General features: G+C 54.5%; 18 protein-coding genes. 2 read left to right on the top strand and 16 right to left on the bottom strand.

The features are described from left to right. Positions 1 to 179 precede the first annotated feature (179 nt). From GT3570_RS13150 to zapA, 13 genes are all read right to left on the bottom strand, one after another. Entirely contained in the window at positions 180 to 1,385 is a 1,206-nt protein-coding gene (locus tag GT3570_RS13150; RefSeq protein ID WP_062898854.1) for a hypothetical protein, read from the bottom strand. A 202-nt stretch (positions 1,386 to 1,587) separates the two neighbouring features. Beyond that, positions 1,588 to 1,905 (bottom strand): thioredoxin, encoded by a 318-nt coding sequence (trxA, locus tag GT3570_RS13155; RefSeq protein WP_062898855.1) that lies wholly within the window; start codon positions 1,903 to 1,905, stop codon positions 1,588 to 1,590. Positions 1,906 to 2,056: 151 nt separating this feature from the next. Continuing rightward, positions 2,057 to 3,034 carry an electron transfer flavoprotein subunit alpha/FixB family protein gene (locus tag GT3570_RS13160; protein ID WP_011232160.1) on the bottom strand — a complete coding sequence of 326 codons (978 nt, stop codon included), beginning with the start codon at positions 3,032 to 3,034 and terminating at the stop codon, positions 2,057 to 2,059. 65 nt (positions 3,035 to 3,099) lie between these two features. Further along, complete coding sequence (locus tag GT3570_RS13165; protein ID WP_033012308.1) at positions 3,100 to 3,876, bottom strand: electron transfer flavoprotein subunit beta/FixA family protein; 777 nt, start codon at positions 3,874 to 3,876, stop codon at positions 3,100 to 3,102. A gap of 65 nt (positions 3,877 to 3,941) precedes the next feature. Continuing rightward, a complete protein-coding gene (locus tag GT3570_RS13170; RefSeq protein ID WP_011232162.1) occupies positions 3,942 to 4,715 on the bottom strand; it encodes an enoyl-CoA hydratase in 774 nt (257 codons plus the stop codon). Positions 4,716 to 4,740: 25 nt separating this feature from the next. Then, on the bottom strand, positions 4,741 to 5,328 hold the full coding sequence (locus tag GT3570_RS13175) for a fatty acid metabolism transcriptional regulator FadR (protein ID WP_011232163.1): 588 nt from the start codon (positions 5,326 to 5,328) through the stop codon (positions 4,741 to 4,743). Between the two features lie 59 nt (positions 5,329 to 5,387). Then, positions 5,388 to 7,088 carry a long-chain-fatty-acid--CoA ligase gene (locus GT3570_RS13180; protein WP_011232164.1) on the bottom strand — a complete coding sequence of 567 codons (1,701 nt, stop codon included), beginning with the start codon at positions 7,086 to 7,088 and terminating at the stop codon, positions 5,388 to 5,390. Between the two features lie 82 nt (positions 7,089 to 7,170). After that, on the bottom strand, positions 7,171 to 7,335 hold the full coding sequence (locus GT3570_RS18775; RefSeq protein WP_023633482.1) for a hypothetical protein: 165 nt from the start codon (positions 7,333 to 7,335) through the stop codon (positions 7,171 to 7,173). A gap of 13 nt (positions 7,336 to 7,348) precedes the next feature. Next, complete coding sequence (locus GT3570_RS13185; protein ID WP_015375560.1) at positions 7,349 to 7,756, bottom strand: DUF350 domain-containing protein; 408 nt, start codon at positions 7,754 to 7,756, stop codon at positions 7,349 to 7,351. Between the two features lie 14 nt (positions 7,757 to 7,770). Next, on the bottom strand, positions 7,771 to 10,125 hold the full coding sequence (locus tag GT3570_RS13190; RefSeq protein WP_023633480.1) for an endonuclease MutS2: 2,355 nt from the start codon (positions 10,123 to 10,125) through the stop codon (positions 7,771 to 7,773). Positions 10,126 to 10,145: 20 nt separating this feature from the next. Then, entirely contained in the window at positions 10,146 to 11,870 is a 1,725-nt protein-coding gene (gene polX / locus GT3570_RS13195; RefSeq protein ID WP_011232168.1) for a DNA polymerase/3'-5' exonuclease PolX, read from the bottom strand. A gap of 90 nt (positions 11,871 to 11,960) precedes the next feature. Further along, positions 11,961 to 12,500 carry a CvpA family protein gene (locus GT3570_RS13200; protein ID WP_011232169.1) on the bottom strand — a complete coding sequence of 180 codons (540 nt, stop codon included), beginning with the start codon at positions 12,498 to 12,500 and terminating at the stop codon, positions 11,961 to 11,963. After that, the gene (gene zapA, locus GT3570_RS13205; protein ID WP_011232170.1) at positions 12,493 to 12,768 is read right to left on the bottom strand and encodes a cell division protein ZapA; all 276 of its coding nucleotides are present in this window, start codon (positions 12,766 to 12,768) and stop codon (positions 12,493 to 12,495) included. The genes GT3570_RS13200 and zapA overlap by 8 nt, the downstream gene beginning before the upstream one ends. 111 nt (positions 12,769 to 12,879) lie before the next feature. Between zapA and rnhC the strand changes: the two genes are divergently transcribed. Continuing rightward, positions 12,880 to 13,815, top strand: coding sequence for a ribonuclease HIII (gene rnhC / locus GT3570_RS13210; RefSeq protein WP_011232171.1), 936 nt, complete (start codon positions 12,880 to 12,882; stop codon positions 13,813 to 13,815). A 620-nt stretch (positions 13,816 to 14,435) separates the two neighbouring features. Here rnhC and GT3570_RS13215 read toward each other — a convergent pair. The 3 genes from GT3570_RS13215 to GT3570_RS13225 form a co-directional block, all read right to left on the bottom strand. After that, positions 14,436 to 15,101: a type 1 glutamine amidotransferase domain-containing protein gene (locus GT3570_RS13215; protein WP_062898856.1), complete on the bottom strand. Its 666-nt coding sequence runs from the start codon at positions 15,099 to 15,101 to the stop codon at positions 14,436 to 14,438. A 245-nt stretch (positions 15,102 to 15,346) separates the two neighbouring features. Beyond that, positions 15,347 to 18,511, bottom strand: coding sequence for an MMPL family transporter (locus tag GT3570_RS13220; protein WP_062898857.1), 3,165 nt, complete (start codon positions 18,509 to 18,511; stop codon positions 15,347 to 15,349). Beyond that, positions 18,508 to 18,960 carry a MarR family winged helix-turn-helix transcriptional regulator gene (locus GT3570_RS13225; protein WP_011232174.1) on the bottom strand — a complete coding sequence of 151 codons (453 nt, stop codon included), beginning with the start codon at positions 18,958 to 18,960 and terminating at the stop codon, positions 18,508 to 18,510. Before GT3570_RS13225 ends, GT3570_RS13220 begins: the two co-directional genes overlap by 4 nt. 277 nt (positions 18,961 to 19,237) lie before the next feature. On the opposite strand from GT3570_RS13225, the gene GT3570_RS13230 reads away from it, so the two are divergent. Then, the gene (locus GT3570_RS13230) at positions 19,238 to 20,518 is read left to right on the top strand and encodes an alkaline phosphatase (protein ID WP_014196496.1); all 1,281 of its coding nucleotides are present in this window, start codon (positions 19,238 to 19,240) and stop codon (positions 20,516 to 20,518) included. The last annotated feature ends 203 nt before the right edge of the window (positions 20,519 to 20,721 follow it).

Consider the following 20,721-nt stretch of genomic DNA (forward strand, 5'->3'; position numbering starts at 1 on the left):
CATCGAGCACTCTGCCGACATCAAATCCGCTGCCTCCTTCGTCATACAAGAGGGTGTCCCAAAAGGATCGGGACACCCTTTCTTATTACGTATATAGGTATAAAACAATCATTAAGAAACAATATGTTGTGCTTTGTTAAGGAAAATTACCCTTTTGGGTCATCCCCTTGTTTGCTAGGTTATTTCGCTTTTTCAATCACTTGTTGCAGGGCGGCTTCAATTTGCGGCAGCCATTTGTCACCCTCAGCTTTGTTTTTTGCCTTTGCCGCCTCTAGGTAGCGTGTCGCCTGTTCGTTCAAGTCGGTGTATGCTTTGTCGCCAAGCAGCGTTTTGATATCCTGTTCGATCATGTTAATAAAGAGCGCGCCTTCTAAGGCGGTGATCACCGACTTGTCTTGCCCCCAATTTTCTTTGCTTTCTTCATATTCGTGAAGCGCCACTTTCGCCCATCCGCGCACGAACGCATGGTTCACCGCTTTCGGATCGAGCGTTTTGACATCGGTTTGCAGGTCAAACTGTTTCAAAATGTAGTCCGCCTCCTCCGCGGCATGCCGTTTCATATACGGATAGACGGACTGATAAAACGCCCAGCCTTCCGCCTGCTCCACTTTGGCTTCTTCGGCGTTTTCCTTGGCCGCAGCCGCCGCCTTCGCCGCATAGCCGTGCGGCAGCGCTCCGCTCGCTAAATAGAATGTTTTCATCAATGTTTTGTCCACGACTTGCTTGCCGAGGGCAAATGAGAGCGCATCATCGTTTTGCACCGCTTGCTCCATTTGGGCAAACGCCCCGTTGATCGCGTCAACCAACTTCGTTCCGTAAGCCGCATCGCGCTTTTCCACGGTCGACTGCAAAATCGCGTAAAATGCCTTCGCTTCCTCAAGCTCTTCCTTTACTTCTTCCTTATTGGCCCAATGCTCTTCTGCTTCGGTAAACTCATGTTTGATCGTCGTGTAAAACACTTTTTGCATCAGCTTGTCAAAAATTTGCTTGACAACCAACGGCTCAAGCGACCCGTCTTTGCCGGCGGCCAGTGCGTTGGTAATATGTTGGTCAAGCGTATCTTCAAATTCCGCGTCACGTTTTTGTACAAGCGGCTGCAGCTTTTCTTTGTAGATGCTCTCCACTTTGCCGAAGTCGACCGCCCCGCCTTGCTTCGCCTTCTCAAGCTCCGCGAGCGCTTCGCTGAACGCTCCCGCATAATCGACTTCCGCTTCTTCCTTCTCGTTCTCCGTCTTCTCTTCCTCTTTCGGCTTTTCTTGTTTTTCCACAGCCGTTTGGTTGCTGCTTTCTTTTTCTGTTCCCGCCGTCTGCTTGCTCTGGCCGCACGCGCCAAGCGCCAACGCTGCGGCGGCCAACAAGGCCAGCCACTTCCATTTCAATGACATTATGTATCCCCCCGTTCACACATCAAAAAAATGATAATCAATATCAACACAATGAGATTATAAAAGAAAATGAATTTCAGTGTCAATACATGATAAAAGAGAAAGGACTCCCTTCTTGCTGAAAATCCTCTTTTCCTAGCTGATCACACCTTAAATAAAAAATCCAGAGGCTTCTTCCCCTCTGGATTTCCTTCTTTCTCCGTTATGACACATGTTTGCCAACCAGCTGCACAAGCGCCTCTTTCGGCTGATAGCCGACCGCTTTGTCGACAAGCTGCCCATTTTTGAACAGAAGCAGCGTCGGGATGCTCATGACGCCGAACTTCGACGCTGTTTCTTGGTTTTCATCGACATTCACTTTGACGATTTTCACTTTGTCGCCCATTTCGCGGTCAAGCTCTTCCAGCACCGGAGCGATCATGCGGCACGGTCCGCACCATGGCGCCCAAAAGTCAACGAGCGTGAGGCCGTCTTTCGTTTCTGCGGCGAACGTTTGGTCAGTGGCGTTGACAATCGCCATATGGATTCCCTCCCATCTTCTTGAATGCTGCAAGCAAAGTATACCATGGAATGCATGTCGGCGCGAATGTTTTGCTTCGTTTCTACTATTCGCTTTTGCCGCGGAATTTATCCGTCAAAAAACGGACGGCTGCAGCCGCCCGTGTTGTTCATTACGAATGCACTTTCAGTTTTTTGAACTCTTCGGTGAGGAGCGGAACGACTTCGAACAAATCGCCGACAATGCCGTAGTCCGCGACTTTAAAGATGTTGGCTTCCGGGTCTTTGTTAATGGCGACGATGACTTTCGAGTTGGACATCCCCGCTAAATGCTGGATGGCGCCTGAAATGCCGCAAGCGATGTAAAGGTCCGGCGTGACGACTTTCCCCGTTTGCCCGATTTGCAGCGAGTAGTCGCAATAGCCGGCATCGCACGCCCCGCGCGAAGCGCCGACCGCGCCGCCCAACACTTCGGCGAGCTCTTTGAGCGGCTTGAAGCCTTCGGCGCTTTTGACGCCGCGGCCGCCGGCGACGATCACTTTCGCCTCGGTCAAGTCGACGCCTTCCGCCGTTTTGCGGACGACTTCTTTGACAATTGCGCGCAAGTCTTTAATCTCGACGGCGAGCGCTTCCACGCTGCCTGTGCGCGACTCGTCGCGCTCAAGAGGCGCGATGTTGTTCGGACGCACCGTCGCAAAGATGATGCCGCTTGTCACGATTTTCTTTTCAAACGCTTTGCCGGAGTAGATCGGACGGGTAAAGACGATGTTGCCGCCTGCCTCTTCGACGGCGACGACGTCGGAAACGAGGCCGGCGTCGAGCTTGATGGCCAATTTCGGCGACAAGTCTTTGCCGAGCGCCGTATGGCCGAAGACGATGCCTTCCGGCTGCTCTTTGTCAATCACGGCTTTTAACGCTTGCGAATAGCCATCTGATGTATAAAATTTCAAATTCGGATGTTCGATGACGACGACGCGGTCCGCACCGCGGTAAATGAGTTCGTTCGCATGCGCCTGCACTTGGTCGCCGACGAGCACCGAGACGACTTCCCCGCCTTCGGCGATCGTTTTGGCCGCTGCAATGGCTTCAAACGAAACGTTCCGCAGCGATCCATCCCGCACTTCTGCTAAGGTCAATACTTTACGTGCCATGTTTCAGTCCCCCTATCCTTTGATTCCCCGTTGTGCTTCATCCGAACGCCGACAGCGGTTTCCGCTTATACCACTTTCGCTTCGGAGCGGAGCAGCTGAACGAGTTCCTTCACTTGATCGGCGATCTCGCCTTGCAAAATTTTGCCCGCTTCGCGCTTCGGCGGCAAGAACACTTCGATCGTTTTTGTTTTCGCTTCAACATCATCTTCCTCGAGGTCCAAATCGTCAAGCTCCAGCTCCTCAAGCGGTTTCTTTTTCGCTTTCATGATCCCAGGCAACGACGGATAGCGCGGTTCATTCAGCCCTTGTTGAGCGGTGACAAGGAGCGGCAGCGACGTTTCGATGATTTCCTCATCCCCCTCGACGTCGCGCACAACGGTCACTTTGCCGCCGTCGGCAATGTCGAGCTTCGTGATCGTCGTCACATACGGAATGCCGAGCAATTCCGCAACGCGCGGGCCGACTTGCCCGGAACCGCCGTCAATGGCGACGTTGCCGGCTAAAATCAAGTCCGGGTTTTTGTCTTTTAAGTATTCAGCGAGCACTTTCGCCGTCGTATATTGGTCTTGTTCTTCGACATCATCGTCAATGTTGATGAGCACCGCTTTATCGCAGCCCATGGCGAGCGCCGTGCGCAGCTCTTTTTCCGCTTCCTCGCTGCCGACGGTGACGACCGTCACTTCGCCGCCGTGTTTGTCGCGCACTTGAATCGCTTCTTCAATGGCGTATTCGTCGTACGGGTTGATGATGAATTCTGCACCTTCCTCGTTGATCTTGCTGTTGACGATGGAAATTTTTTCCTCTGTGTCAAACGTCCGTTTCATCAACACAAAAATGTTCATGTCGTTCCCCTCCTCGGTTTGGTCGAACATTGTTTCATGTTCCAACATTCAGATATTTACAGGGATCATTTCCCTTTAAAGACAGGCGGCCGTTTTTCCAAAAACGCCTGCACGCCTTCTTTTGCATCCTCGGATACAAACACGCGGCCAAACCATTCCGCTTCCTCGCGCACTGCCTCGGCAAACGATTTTTCCTTCGCGGCGTTGAGCAGTTCAATCGTCGCACGGACGGAAAGCGGACTTTTGGCGGCGATCTTTTTCGCCAACGCTTTTGCTTCATCAAGAAGCCGCTCTTCCGGCACCGCCTTGTTGGCAAGCCCCCATTCAACCGCTTCGAGTCCGGTGATCGGCTCGCTCGTCCACATCATTTCCGCCGCTTTGCCAAAGCCGACGTAGCGCACAAGCCGCTGCGTGCCAGCAAATCCAGGGATGATGCCAAGCTGCAGCTCCGGAAGGCCGAGTTTGGCGTTTTCCGCCACCACACGAATGTGGCAGCTCATAGCCAGCTCCAACCCACCGCCTAATGCGGCGCCGTGAATCGCCGCAATGACTGGTTTGGAAAAGCGTTCGATCCGCTCCATCACGAGTTGGCCGTTGCGCGACAAGCCGGATGCCTCCTCGACGGAAGCGATGGACGTGAATTCTTTAATATCGGCGCCGGCTGAGAAAAACCGCCCCTCGCCATGAAGCAACACGACGCGCACGTCCGGGTCGGTCTCGAGCTCGTCCAACACGGTTGAAAGCTCTTTCAAAACCGCTGATGAAAGGGCGTTCGCCGGCGGCCGCGAAAACGTCACGACGGCGACGAACTCCTCTTTCGCCAAACGAAAAAAGTCCATGAAGCCTCTCCCCTTTCTGCCTTTCCTAACGTCCGGCGGCGCACCCTTTGACGAGCAGTTCGTACACCGGATCGGCGAGGGCGGCCAAGTCATACTTTTGCTCGTTCATCACCCACGTCGTCACCGTTTCATCCAGGGTGCCAAAGATCATTTGCCGAGTGAGCCGGACGTCTAAATCTTGGCGAAACTCCCCTTTTTCCATCCCCTCCATGATGATGCGGTCGATGAGCCGCAAATATCCTTTCAGCACCTCATTGATGCGATGGCGCAGCTCTTTGTTCGACTGGCGCAGCTCAAGCTGCGTCACGACCGCCATATGCGGATCAGCGGCGAGGGCGGAAAAATGAGTTTTCACCAATACATACAATTTCTCTAGGGGGCTTGAAATTCCTTCTGTCTCTTGTTCAATTTTCTCGATGAACGCCCCCATCTTTTCCTGAAAAAGCGAAATTAAAATATCCTCTTTGTTTTTAAAATAAAGGTAGATCGTGCCGTCGGCGACACCGGCCTGCTTGGCGATTTTCGACACCTGTGCTTGATGGTAGCCGTGCTCGGCGATGACGACGACGGCAGCGTCAATGATTTGCTTAAATTTCGGCTTTTCCCTCCGCAATATGGATTCTCCTTTTCTCACTTTCCATCCGCCAAATGAATGAACCATCATTCATATTTTCATTTTACGGGCAATTCTGCCGATTTGTCAAGCTTCTTTTTCTCCTCTTCCACCAACACGCGGCGCAAAATTTTGCCGACCGCCGTCTTCGGCAATTCGCTGCGGAACTCGTAGATGCGCGGCACTTTGTAAGCAGCCAGGCGCTGGCGCATAAACGCGTCAAGCTCCTGTTCGCTGCACATCTCCCCCGGCTTTAACACGACGAACGCTTTCACCGTCTCGCCGCGGTACGGATCCGGAACGCCGATCACGGCCGCTTCCTGCACTTTCGGGTGCTCATACAGCGCTTCTTCGACTTCGCGCGGGTAAATGTTGTAACCGCCGGCGATAATGACATCTTTCTTGCGGTCGACGATATAAAAATACCCACGCTCATCCATATATCCAATGTCACCTGTATACAGCCATCCGTCGCGCAGCACTTGCTCGGTCTCTTCCGGACGATTCCAGTAGCCTTTCATCACTTGCGGCCCGCGCACGACGAGTTCTCCACGCTCTCCCGGCTTTGCTTCCTCACCCGTTTCCAAGGAAATGATTTTCGCGTCCGTATCCGGCCACGGAACGCCGATGCTTCCTTTCACCCGCTCCCCGTCCCAAAGGAAGTTGCTGTGGGTGACAGGGGACGCCTCGGTTAACCCATAGCCTTCAATCAACTTTCCGCCCGTCGCCCGTTCAAACTGCTCCTGCACCTCGACCGGCAGCGGAGCGGAGCCGCTGATGCAGACGTTGATCGAGGATAAATCATATTTCGGCAAATCCGGATGGTTCAACAAAGCGATGTACATCGTCGGCGCGCCTGGGAACATCGTCGGCCGGGTGCGCTCGATTGCTTTTAATGTTTGCTTGACATCAAAGCGCGGGAGCAGCACCATTTTACTCGCCATCATCACGGACAAATTCATCACCGTCGTCATGCCGTACACGTGGAAAAACGGAAGCACACCGAGCACCGTTTCTTTTCCTTTTTCGCATTTATACACCCAATGGGCGCACATGAGCGTATTGGCGATCAAGTTGCGATGCGTCAACATGGCCGCTTTCGGATGTCCCGTCGTGCCGCCTGTATATTGCAGCAGCGCCACATCTTCCACCGGATCGATGTCCACCCCGATCGGAGCGGTTTCCTTCTGACTGACGATCGTGCGGAACATATGAACGGTTTCGCTTTCCTCGATGCGGACGATGGGCATGTTTTGCTTCCGCTGCACAAGCGGATACAGCCATTTCTTCACCGTGGGCAAATAATCTTGCATTCTCGTGACAATCCAATGTTTGACCGGCGTCCTCCCTTTCACCTTTTCCGCCTTTGGATACAGAAGATCCATCGTCACGAGCACCGAGGCGCCGCTGTCGTTCAGCTGGTATTCAAGCTCATACTCGGTGTAAAGCGGGTTCGTCTGCACGACGATGCCGCCGGCTAGGAGCGTCCCGTAGTAGCTGATGACCGCCTGCGGGCAGTTCGGCAGCATAATCGCCACCCGATCCCCTTTTTTCAATCCGATCGTCCGCAAATAATGCGCGAATGTCAATGCTTGCTCGTACAGCTCGCGAAACGTCATCGTCTTTCCGAAAAAGTCGATCGCCTCATGGTCTCCGAATTGTTCCGCCGTCTCCCGCAAATAGTCGGAAAGCGTTTTCTTTGGATAGTCGAGCGTGTGCGGAATCTCCGGCGGGTAGTGAGCAAGCCACGGTTTTTCCATATGCAATCCCCCCTTGCTTCTATTTTATTTTACTTTTTCTAATTTTTCATCAAAAAAAAGAACGCCGGGCTTGAACCGAGCGTTACCAAAACCAGTACACCAAACCAACGAAGAAAAAGCACGCGCAGATGACAAACAAGATTTTCGCCAGCACATCGACCGATCGGTTGCGCACGGCCATATAGACGATGCTGGCGATCAAAAACAGCCCGACCGCAATCAACAACCATTTCACTACTGCGTTCATTCGTTGTTCCCCTTTACTGAATGCCTTCGCCGATGACAAACGACAAGCCGACGGAAATCACCATGGAAATCAAGCCGACGGCCCGGTTGTCATTGGCAATTTCGTCATCAATATTGAATTTCGGCGTCAAAAATTCGTAAATAAAGTACGCGGCGAGCAGAAGCAAAAACCCGTACAGCCCCCAGCCAATCATCGACGGCAGCGACTCATGGCGGGCGAGCGCATAGCGAAAAATGTTGGCGATGCCGAAAATTTTCCCGCCGGTTGCCATCGCCACCGCCACATTGCCTTTGCGAATCTCTTCCCAGTTTTTGTACTTCGTCACCAATTCAAATACGGCTAAAAAGACGACGATGCACAACACGGCGACGCTGAAATTGGCCGCCGTTTTCACCATGTCGTGCTCCCAAAACGACGCCATTGCCATCGCCCCCATCATTTCAGTTCAACGATCGTCACCCCGGTGCCGCCTTCATTCGCCTCTCCGAACCGGAAGCTTTTCACCGCCCGGTGTTGTTTTAAAAACTGCTGCACTCCTTGGCGGAGCGCGCCCGTCCCTTTGCCGTGGATGATCGAAACGCGCGCATATCCGGCGAGCACGGCATCATCCAAGTATTTCTCAAGGCGAATGAGAGCATCTTCGTACCGTTCGCCGCGCAAGTCAAGCTCGAGGCTAACATGGGCGTCCTTGCCTTTCACCGTCGCAATCGGCGTCACATCTTTCGCCGGCGCGCTGCCGATATACTCCAAATCACGCTCATGAATTTTCATTTTCAAAATGCCGAGCTGCACTTGCCATTCGTCGTCCGACACTTTTTCGATCAAGTAGCCTTTTTGGTTGAGGCTCGTCACCTTCACTTCATCACCCGGCTGGAACACATGGCGTGAAGCAGCCTTTTTCGCCTTTTTCCGCTTCTCCACTTTCGGCATAGCGGCAGCGAGCCGCTGTTTCGCCTCGACGAGCTCATGCTCTTTCACTTCCGCCTGCTTTTCTTTTTGCAAGCGGCGCAGCTCGTGGATGATCCGCTCGGCTTCGCGTTCCGCGGCGCGGATGATGTCGGCTGCTTTTTGCGTTGCTTCCGCCAGCCGCTCCGCTTTTTCTTCTTCGAGCTCTTCCCATTTTTGTTCCCATTCGGCGCGCAGCCGCTCAGCCTCCTCCAGCGCCGCGCGCGCCCGCGCTTCATCTTCCTCCGCTTGCTTTTTGCTTCGTTCAAGCGACGCGATCATGTTTTCGACGTTATGGCTTTCGGCGCTCACTTGCGCTTTCGCCCGCTCGATGATGCGTTCATCAAGCCCAAGGCGGCGCGAAATATCAAAGGCGTTGCTGCGGCCGGGGATGCCGATCAACAGTTTATACGTCGGGCGGAGCGTTTCGGTGTCAAACTCGACGCTGGCATTCACGACGCCGGGGCGGTTGTAGCCGTACGCTTTCAATTCGGGATAATGCGTCGTCGCCACCGTTCGCGCCCCGCGCCCGTGCACTTCATCCAAGATGGCGATGGCGAGCGCCGCCCCTTCCTGCGGGTCGGTGCCAGCCCCAAGCTCGTCAAACAGCACAAGGCTTTCACCATCGACATGGCGCAAAATGTCAACGATATTGACCATATGGGACGAGAACGTGCTCAAGCTTTGTTCGATCGACTGCTCATCGCCGATATCGGCGAAAACGGAACGGAACACCGCCGCTTCCGATCCGTCGGCCGCCGGGATGAACAGCCCCGCTTGCGCCATGAGCGTCAACAAGCCGATCGTTTTTAACGTCACCGTTTTTCCGCCGGTGTTCGGCCCGGTGATGACGATCGTCGTATAGTCGCCGCCCAATTCAATATCATTGGGCACCGCCTTTTCTTGATCCAGCAGCGGATGGCGTGCCTGCAAAAAACGAAGATAGCCTCGGCTATTGACCGCTGGCTTCGCGGCTTGCAACCGGCGGGCGTATTTCGCCTTGGCGAACGCAAAATCAAGCGCCGCGAGCGCTTCGACCGTCCGCGCAAGCGGCTCGGCCTGCTCAGCGACTTTTGCCGAAAGCTCGCGCAAAATGCGTTCGATTTCTTGCTTTTCTTTCGCCCGCGCTTCGCGGAGCGCATTGTTCAACTCGACGACCGCCTGCGGTTCAATAAACAGCGTCGCCCCGGACGCCGACTGGTCGTGGACGATGCCGCCGTAGGCGCCGCGATACTCTTGTTTCACCGGGATGACATATCGGTCATTGCGGATCGTAATGATGGCGTCCGACAGCCGTTTTTGCGCCGACGGCGAGCGGATGATGCTCTCAAGTTTCTCGCGGATGCGCGCTTCCACTGACCGAATTTGCCCGCGCAGCGAGCGGAGGCGGTCGCTTGCGGCATCCAGCACTTCGCCATGGTCATCGATCGAGCGGCGAACGTCATGCTCGAGTTCCGGCGCTTCAGCCAATGTGTCCGCATAACGGAAAAGCCGCTCAAGTCCGCCATGCTCGTCATAGAGACCCGCGATCAGCCGCTTCATTTGCCGGCTTGCGGCCGAGGTGGCCGCCACTTCAAGCAGCTCTTGCGGGCTGAGCGTGCCGCCGATCGCCGCCCGCTTGAGATGCGGACGGATGTCGACTACTCCGTCAAGCGGCACATAGCCAGCAAGCCGCAAAACAGCGGCGGCTTCATCCGTTTCGTCAAGCCAGGCGGCCACCTCCTCCAAGTCAGAAGACGGCATGAGAGCGTCGATTTTTTCCAAACCGAGCGGCGAGGACGCATGCTCAGCCAACTGCTCTTTCACTTTATCAAACTCCAAGGTGTGAAGCACTTTTGGTTGCACGTATCTGACCCCCAGCTGATTCATTTCTTTCGTTTGTCGTGCAAAAACTGTTGCAGCTTTTCAAGCGGCCATGTGTTGATGACCGTTTCCTTATGGATCCAACCTTTTCTTGCCGTCGCTACGCCGATCGCCATATCCTCGAGCATGTCCAAATGGTGGGCGTCCGTGTTGATGGCAATGTACACCCCCGCTTCCTGGGCTTTTTTCACGTAGGCCGCCGACAAGTCGAGCCGGTTTGGGTTGGCGTTTAACTCAAGCACCGTGTTCGTCTCCGCCGCCAGCTCGATGAGCCGCTCGATATCGACGTCATAGCCGTCGCGCTGGCCGATCAGCCTTCCGGTCGGATGAGCAATGACATCGACGTACGGGTGGCGAAGCGCCGCCTCAAGCCGTTTCATGATCGTCTCGCGCGGCTGTTTGAACGCAGAGTGAATGGCGGCGATGACAAAATCAAGCTCCTTGAGCACGTCATCGTCGTAATCGAGCGTCCCGTCCGGCAAAATATCCATCTCAATGCCGGCCAAAATCGTAAAATCCGAATAGCGCGCGTTCAGCCGCTCAATTTCCTCGCGCTGGCGCCGCAACCGATCCGGGGTCAAGCCGTTGGCGACTTTCAAATAGTGCGAATGGTCGGTAATGGCGATATACCGATAGCCGCGGCGGCGGCACGCTTCGGCGAGCTCCTCGAGCGAACACGCGCCGTCGCTCCATGCCGAATGCATATGCAAGTCGCCTTGGATATCGTCAAAATGGACAAGTGGATCATCAGAAGAATATCGATCGACTTCCGTGCCATCTTCACGCAGCTCCGGCGGAATGTACGGCAGCCCGAAATGGGCGTAAAACGCCGATTCATCGGGGAACGTTTTCACCTTGCCTGTCGCTTGGTCTTCCACGCCATATTCGCTGATTTTCTCCCCGCGCTCTTTGGCGAGCTGGCGCATGCGCACATTATGGTCCTTCGATCCGGTAAAATGGTGAAGCGCGGTCGCAAACTCGTCCTCGCCGACGAGACGGAAATCAGCCGCAATTTCATCATCATACTGAAAAAGAAGCGACACTTTCGTCTCCCCAGCGGCGAGCACTTCGCGGATGCGCTCAAAGCCGAGCAGCCCGTCGCGCACCTCGGCCGGACGATCGGTAGCGATGACATAATCCAAATCTTTCACCGTTTCGTTCAAGCGCCGCAAGCTGCCGGCCCGCGAGAAGCGAATCACGCCATCAAGACAAGCGAGCTGGCGTTCAATGTCCGCCGCGATCGCGAGCACCCGGGCGAGCGGCAGCCGCTCGGGGCGTTTGCCTGCCTTTTCAATGGCCGCAAGCAGCTTTTCTTCCGTTTTCGCGCCAAAACCGGCAAGCGCGCGCACTTTTCCAGCCAAGCACGCTTCTTTCAATCCGTCCATATCGACAATGCCAAGCTCCTGATGCAGCTTGGCGATTTTTTTGCCGCCAAGCCCCGGCAGTTTGAGCAAGGCGAGCAGCGTCTCCGGAACATCGCGTTTTAGTTCATTCAGCACCGACGACGAGCCGCTCTTGATAAATTCGGTGATGATCGCCGCTGTGCTTTTGCCGATGCCAGGGATGGCGGTAAAGTCGCTAATTTCCGCGAGGCTCCTCTCATCCGCCTCCAACGCGCTTGCCGCCTTGCGGAATGCGTTCACTTTAAACGGATTCTCCCCTTTGATTTCCAAATATAACGCAATCGTTTCCAACAGGCGGATGACATCTTTTTTGTTTATGTCCATGCCGTCCCCTCTCTTTCCAACATCACGGCCACATTCCAGCAAACATAGTCATGAATCGGTGAAAGCGTTTGTCGTCCTTCAAGCAGGTCATCAGACGCGGCCATGAATCCACCAGTTGCCAAGCATCTCCGACAACACCGGCGTATGTTTCACAATCACGGTCGCCATGAGCGAATGCTGCAGCTGCTCCTGCACGCTGTCAATCGGCACGAGCGCCCCGATATACAAAAACAAAAAGACGAGCAAATACACTTCCGCAAATCCGAGCGCCGCCCCCGCCAGACGGTTGACGCTGCGCAACAGCGGCAGCTGGGCGACGAAATCGAGCATCGAGCCGACGATTTGAAGCACGATTTTCACCACAAAAAATAAAAGTGCAAAGGAAATCGCCCGATAATAGGCATCGTCTAAATGGGTGCTCTGAAACAGCAGCTTCATCGTCTCCGGATCGCCGAACGTCGGATATGGAATCCAAAGGCGCAATGTCGGTACAAACCGCTCATAATACTGATAAGCAACGAAAAAGGCAATGAAAAACCCGGCCATATGAATGAATTGGAGAATAAAGCCGCGCTTCAGCCCGATCATCGCCCCCAGCAACAGGACAAACAGCAGCACGACATCAATCATCGCGTTCCCCATCCTTCTCCTTCTTCAGCTGTTCACGAAGCCGGTTGTATTCTTCCTTTAACTTCAAATACTCACTGGCAATATTGACGGCCGTCAAAACGGCCAGTTTCGGCACATCGAGCATCGGATTTTTCTCACTGAATTCATGCATTTTATCGTCAACGAACGCCGCCACGAGCCGGATATGGGCTGGGCTTTCCGCGCCGACGATCGTGTAGTCTTGACCATAGATGCGGACGCTCACCCGCGTTTTTGGCTGTCCTGTCAAACTTTCTCCCCCATTTCGCAAAATCCTACTGTTTATCATATCATGAACGCTGGTATAATGGAAAGATGCGACACACAGCGACGATAGAGAAGATAAAGGAGCGATCGAACATTGTCAAACTATGTGATTCAAGCCGATCAACAGCTGCTTGACGCCTTGCGCGCCCACTACCAAGACGCCTTATCCGACCGGCTTCCGGCCGGAGCGTTGTTTGCCGTCAAGCGCCCGGATGTCGTCATCACCGCCTACCGCTCAGGCAAAGTGCTGTTTCAAGGGAAAGCGGCGGAGCAAGAAGCAGGGAAATGGATGGTGAAGAGGGGGGCTGATCCAGGCAAACGACAGGAGAGAGAGACCGCCTCGCCCCCATTGGAACATAGGCTCGAGAAGCTTTCTGCCATCGGTTCGGATGAAGTCGGCACCGGGGACTATTTCGGCCCGATCGTCGTCGCCGCCGCCTACGTTGATCGGTCGCATATCGCCAAAATCGCGGCGCTTGGCGTGAAAGATTCAAAGCAACTAACGGACGAGGCGATCCACAAAATCGCCCCCGCCATCATGGAAACGGCGCCGTATGCCGTCACTGTGCTTGATAACGCCGAATACAACCGCTGGCAGCGAAGCGGAATGCCGCAGACGAAAATGAAGGCGCTGCTTCACAACCGGACGCTCGCGAAACTTGTTGACGCCATCGCGCCCATCGAACCAGAAGCGATCATCATCGATCAGTTTTTAGAACGCGGCTCGTATTTCCGCTGCCTCGCTGATGAAACGCGCATCGTAAGCGATCGGGTGCATTGCCTGCCAAAAGCAGAAAGCGTGCACGTGGCTGTCGCCGCCGCCTCGATCATCGCCCGCTATGTGTTTTTAGAAGAGATGGAGCGATTATCCCGCACCGTCGGCCTTTTGCTCCCGAAAGGCGCCGGCGCCATCGTTGACGAAGCCGCAGCCCGGATCATCCGCGAGCGAGGAGCTGAAGCACTTGAGACGTGCGCCAAGCTTCATTTTGCCAATACGAAAAAGGCGCTTGACATCGCCAAGCACCGGTAATTGTTTCAATCACATCCATGGGAAACGGCAGCGTTGGCTCCGTTGCACAGGTCGACCCGTAGTAACTGAACGACACCGTTTCCCATCCTTTCCACATGTTTCGTTTTACGTTATGAAGAAAATGGCTTTTCATCCGCAAACAACCAAAAGGCTGTCCCCACCCAGCCTAGTGAGCCGGGATCATTAGACGGCCTATTCTGCCGCGCCATCGATGGCCTTCGATTTTTCCGTTGCTCGTACAAAATAATCCATTCCAGCAGAACGTGAATGAATTGTAATCCCGATATGGTACGTCAAAATATCCCTTATCTTCATCAGTCGTCCGGGATGCCGCCCCATTAAGCACTGTCAGTTCTTCGGAATTTTGTTTTGGTGTAAAAAATCGATTGCAGCTTCACTACCTTACCATGACAGATGAAAGTCCAAAAACGCTTACGATATCAATACATAAAAATGGTTTGCTAACTGGTGGTCGACAACATACGTGGTGAACCGAAAAGAGTTCTCCACAAACTCTTGACTGACCGGGATTCATTTCCGGACAACGGCCAGAAAATCGTGCCAAAAAAACAAGACGCGCCAAAAAAGCAGCGTCTTGTCACAAGTTCAGCCGATATCGCTCACGCCAGTTCTTCCAGCGCGGCGACGACTTTCTCCGCCGTGCTTCGGCTTGATTGCGGGTTTTGCCCAGTGATCAAGTTGCCGTCGCGCACCGAGAAATCGGTCCACTTCTCGCCGCGGACGAAATTCGCCCCGCGCAGGCGCAAGGTGGACTCCAACAAAAACGGCATATGGACGTCAAGCCCGACTTCGCGTTCTTCTTCGTCTGTAAACGACGTGATCGTTTTTCCTTTCACAATCGGCGTACCGTCTTTGTATGTGGCGTTCACCAGCCCTGACGGACCGTGGCAGACAGCGGCGATGATCCGGCCGTCTTCGGCAAACTGCTGCAAGACGTATTGCAGCGTTTCATTGTCGGGAAAATCGAACATCGTCCCGTGTCCACCGGGAAGGAAAATGGCGTCAAACCCGTGTGCATCGTCTTTGCTTAAGCGCGCTGTATGTTTCAGCGCTGCTTCCGCCTCGGCCCAAGACGGGTCTTTTTCATTGATGCTGCGCGGGTCAAGCGGCACATCACCGCCTTGAATGCTCGCCACTTTCACGTCATACCCTTTTTCTTTAAACACCAAATACGGCACGGCAAACTCTTCAAGCCAAAGCCCGGTTTTATGGTCGTCGGTGATCGTCGTATGGTTCGTCACCACCATGAGCACTCGTTTCGTCATGGCGTCATTCCTCCTTTAGGTTCTGGAATGTTCTCTATCACTCATCATACCTTTACATTGGGCAAAAACGGAAAAAATATGCTCGTGAAATAGAATCATGATTGAGGGGAATGAATCACTGGAAGATGATCAAGCAACACGAACAGAACGTACATTCTCTTGATTAGAAGGTCGGCATCCTTTCCGTTCTCCCTAAAAAAGAACGCCGCTTCCTAGATCTTGGGAAGCAGCGATGGCCCGCCTTCTTAACTAATTTTTTGTTGTTCCAGTCCGGTTGTCTCGCTTGCCAGCTGCCGAAACGGCCACCAGTTCGCGCGGCCGAACGTGCGGACCATGACCGGCACGAAAAGCGGCAGGACGACGAGGGCGTAAAGCAGGAGCCCTGTCAGCACAATCGTCGCAATTTGCAAAAGCGACAAGACGCCGGACGGATACATCGCGGCGAACGTTCCGCCCAAAATGACGGCGGCCGAGATGATGACCGTCCCCATATGGCCCATCGCCGACAGCATCGCTTCCTTCACCGGCCGGCCGCGGTATTCGTTGAACCGATCCATCAGGAAGATGCTGTAGTCGATGCCGAGCGCCAAAAGCAGCACAAAGGCGAAGAACGACACCGCCCAGTTCAAGCCGGCATAGCCAAGGCCGTTGACGAAAATGAGCTCGGTGACGGCCATCGACGTGTAATACGTCAACACGAGCGACAAGATCAAATAAAGCGGCATGATCAGCGAACGGAGCAGCACCGCCAACACGATGGCGATGCCAATGAGCATAAGCACCGCGGTATGCCGATAGTCGGCGTTCGAAATCGCCTGCAAATCGGCGTACGTGCTGGTGACGCCGCCGACAGCGATCGTCGCGTCTTCCCACTTCGTTCCTTTCACTGCCCGTTCGGCCGCGGCGCGAATGTCATCGATGCGGCCGAGCGCCGATGTTGAATACGGATTTTCTTTTAAAATGACATCGAACGTCACGATGCGGCGGTCTTTCGACATATACGCGTCTTTCGCCTGCGTAAAGTCTTTGCTTTCGCGCGCCTCTTTCGGCATGTGCCAGCCGGCCATTTCTTTCTCCGGGGCCGATGACAAATCGGCTAAATACGTTTCCGCCGTTCCGAGGCCGTTCGCCACTTTTTGAAGGCCGGACGCGCTTTGGTCCAAGCCATTTACAAGCTGGCCGAGCTGGCCGCCAAGCGCGGAGAAATGCTCAAGCAATTGGCGCTGGCCGCCGTTCACTTGCTCAAGCCCTCGGGAGAATTGCGGCAATTTATCAACCGCCTGTTTCTGACCGTCGGCCGCTTTCGTCAATCCGGCTTCGAGCTCACTAAGCCCGGCAATGACTTGATCCAAGCCGCCGTTGACCGCCGCTTGACCAGCCGCGAGTTGGGCGAACGATTCGTTCGCTTTCGCCAAACCGGCGCGCGCCTGCTCAAGCGCCCCGTTCAATTGCGTGAGGCCGTCCGCCATTTGTTTCGTCTGGCCGGACAAGGCGGCAACCGTCATTTTTGCTTGTTGGTATTGCCCATCTTGACGGAGTTCCGGATGCGACTGTTCGACTTGCCCGAGCATCGTCTGCACGGCGGCAAGCTGAGCGGCGACAGCTTTTAATCCCGCTTCGATTTGCCGGTACTGGCCGCTTAGCGCCGACAGTCCTTGTTCCGCCTGCTTGTAGCCGTCAAGCAGCTGCGTGGCGCCTTCCTGCAGCTTTTTTGCATTGTCGCGAAGCGTCACTAAGCCGTTTTTCAGCTCACCGGCGCCCATTGCTCCCCGGCGCACCCCTTGTTCAATTTGACTGAGACCGGTTTGCAGCTGGCGCAGGCCGTCTTCAAGCCGCTCCGTTCCGGAGACGAGCTGGCCGACGCCGGATGACGCCTGCTTCAGCTGCGGAGCGGACGAGGACAACTTTTGGCTTGCCGCCTCAAGGCCGGAGCCGATTTTCTCAATGCCCTCTTTGCCGGCGCCAAGGCCGCTTTTCAGCTGTTTCGCCTGTTCGGTGACATACAGCTCCTGAATCGGCTCTCCCGTCGGACGCGTCGCCGAGCGGACGCTCGCCACGCCATCAACTTTTTCGATCTCACGGCTCATTTTCTCAATCAACGCCAGCCCTTCTTCCGAATCAAGCGGCTCTTTGCTTTTCAATACCACCTGCGTCGGCATGGCATCTCCCGGATTGAAATGATCGGCAATGATGTCAAACGCTTTGACGGAACGATAATGATCGCCGATCTCTTCCATGGAATCAAACGACAGTTTGCCATCATACGTCGCCAACACCGGCACGGTCACGACAGCGACAATCGCCAGCGCCAAAAGCGGACGGGCGAACGCAAATCGGCCAGCCGCGAGCCAAAGCCGGCTTTGCCCATGCTCGAGCTTCCCCCGCACCGGCCAAAACAGCTTCTCGCCAAGCACGGCCATGAAAAACGGCACAAGCGTCACGAGCGCCAAAAGCAGCACCGCTACCCCAACGGCGACGGCCGCCGCCGATTGGTACAGCTTAAACGTCGACAAACCGATCGCCGCAAAGCCGATCATGACGGCAATGCCGCTTGCGGCCACCGTTTTCCCAGCCGTCCGGTACGTGGCGACGATCGCTTCCACCCGATCGCCGCGTTTCGCCAGTTCTTCTTTAAACCGGCTCAGCAACAAAATGCAATAGTCGGTCCCAATGCCAAACAACACCGCGACTAAAAACGTTTGCGTGAACGTCGACAGCGGGAAATTCACTTTATCTACTAAAAACGCAACGACCGACTGCGAGACGACATACGTCGCCCCGACCGCGAGCAGCGGAATGAGCGGCGCCACCGGCGAGCGGAACACGGCGAGCAACACAATTAAAATAAAGACGACCGTGATCCCTTCCGTTTTCTTCACGCCTTCCTGCGAGCTCGTCACGACATCTTCATCGATCATCCAGCCGCCGGTGAAATAATGCTCGACCTTGACGCCATCGACCGCTTTATACAGGGCGTCGGTCAATTGCTTCGCCGTCCGCCCGGCCGGGTCGATGCTGACGGAAATGAGCATCGTCGTTCCATCTTTGGAGATGAGTTCTTTTTCCAGCTCCCGGTTGGCAAACGGCGAGACGATGTTCGTGACATGAAGTTCCTCTTTTTTCTTTTCGAGCGCGTTTACCGCCCGTTCAATCTCTTTTTTATCGTCCGCCGTCAGCCCGCCTTTTTGGTAAAAGACAAGCACCGCGGATCGTTCATTTTGTTTGTTTTCCTGGCCGTTTGCCTCTTTGATCAATTTTGCCGCCAATGACGACGAGTAGCCGTCCGGCACGCTCAGCTGCCCTTTTTCCCTGACAAGCTCGCCCATGTTCGGCGCGGTCATCATGAGCACCGCCGCCATGATGATCCACGCCGCAAGCACAAACCATCTTCCTTTGATCATCGCCCTCATTTCGCTTCTTCCACCTCCTGCAGCACGCGGGCCAACCGTTCATACGTACGGATGAACGTTTCGATCTCCTCCTCTGGAAAGCGGGCGATCACTTCTTCGACGAGCCGATAGACGCTGCGGTCCATTTCCTCTACCCATGCTTCCCCCTGCTCCGTCAGCGATAAGACGATGACGCGCCGGTCGTTCTCGTCACGGTCGCGGCGTAGCCAGCCTTTGTCGACGAGGCGATTTGTCATCGCCGTCACCGCGCTTTTGTTCACGCCAAACATCGCAGCGAGCTCCGTTGACGTGCACGCCCCCCGCCTGCGGATGTAGCGAAGCAAATAATATTGATCGTGCGTCATCTCTTCGCAAAGACTGCCTTTGACAAGCGCCGCTCCGCGTTTCATCACGAGAAACGACACGGACAAATAGCGGTCAATCCACTCATCGATGTTTCGTCCCGGCATTGATTCACCTCCGTTTGTTTCATGATTGCACAATCAACCAGATGCTCTCTTGCACGGCGGCATTTGTCCATTTAGTTCAACTGTTGAACTATTAGTAACGATACCAAGGAAAAAAGAAAAAGTCAACGAGGAATGTTGGCAAAAGAGAACCCATTCTGTCGCCCCATTCGAATAATAAGGAAATGTTTTCAAAACGATTACATGGCATTCACGAACACTTAACATCCAGCTTGTACGATAAAGATGACAAAATCATCTGAAGAGGGAGAGGAGAACGATGTTCCAATCGAAACGCCGCACGGCTTTGCTCATCGCCGTGCTGAGCGCCGGACTGGCGCTGCATCAAGCCGGACAAGATGCATGGGCCGCCCCAGCGAAACAATCGAAGCCGTCTGAGGTGAAAAATGTCGTCCTTTTTGTCGGCGACGGCATGGGCACAGCGCATCGCAACGCCATTCGCCTTGCCACAAAAGGGATCGCTGGAGAATTGGAGATGGACGATATGCCATACAGCGGGCTTGTCCATACGAACTCCGCCGACTCGAAGTCATTCATCACCGACTCCGCTGCGGCGGCGACCGCGATCGCCTCAGGCGTGAAAACGTACAACGGCGCCATCTCTGTTGATCTGCAAGGAAAACCAGTGGAAACGATTTTGGAACAAGCAAAAAAAGCCGGCAAGGCAACAGGGCTTGTCACGACCGCCCAAGTGACGGACGCCACGCCGGCTGCGTTTGCCGCCCACACCGCCAATCGCTCTGCCCAAAGCGACATCGCCAAGCAATACATCGAACAAACGAAAGTGGATGTCATTTTGGGCGGCGGGGAAGATTACTGGTATCCTGCTGGAAATCCTGGCTATTACCCCGACCATCCAGCCGAAGATCCGGAAGAAGCAAGCAAAGGCACGCAAGGAAACTTGGTTGAACGCGCCAAGCAGCTCGGCTACACGTACGTCCGCACCGCCGATGAGCTGAAACAAGCGTCCGGCCGCAAGCTGCTTGGACTGTTTGCCAACGAAGAAATGTTCCAGCAGCGCCCCGAAGGAGAAGGAGATGTGTACAATCCCGTTGTGCCGCTGCCCGATATGACAAAAAAAGCGCTTGACGTGCTGTCGCAAAATAAAAAGGGCTTTTTCCTCGTTGTCGAAGAAGAAGCCATTGATGAAATGAGCCATGAAAACAACGGATCGCTCATGATCAAAGCGGGCCAGCAGCTTGACGAAGCGGTCGCCGTAGCGAAACAGTACGCCAAGCGCCATCGGGATACGCTCGTCCTCGTGCTCGCTGACCATGAATGCGGCGGCTTGACGATCGAAACGCCGGGCGGCACGGATGAGTCGGGAGACGGCAAAACGATCTCCGGCGAAGACGGTCCGTTTCCAATTGCCCGCTCTACGCAAACGTTCGCCCTCGACTGGACGACAACAGGCCACACCGCCGCCGATGTGCCGCTGACTGCCATGGGCCCGGGAGCGGAGCGATTCACCGGCATTTATGAAAATACGCGCATTCATGACATTCTCGAACAATTATTGTTTGGAAAAAGCAGAAGATAACGCCATCCGTGTTTCGAACGTTGTCCTTCATCGATCTCCGTTTCCCCGCGAACGAATCGTTTGCGGGGAAGATTTTTCTATCCATTCATCCATACTGATTGCCTAGAAGGGCGGTGAAAAAACAATCATTCCTGCAAATCGGTCATTTTTGATCAAAGAGAAAAACAGATTTTACAAGGCTTATCAAATTGAAAAACACTGTT

It is taken from the genome of Geobacillus thermoleovorans (genome assembly GCF_001610955.1).
In the GTDB taxonomy this organism is placed as follows: Bacteria; Bacillota; Bacilli; order Bacillales; family Anoxybacillaceae; genus Geobacillus; species Geobacillus thermoleovorans.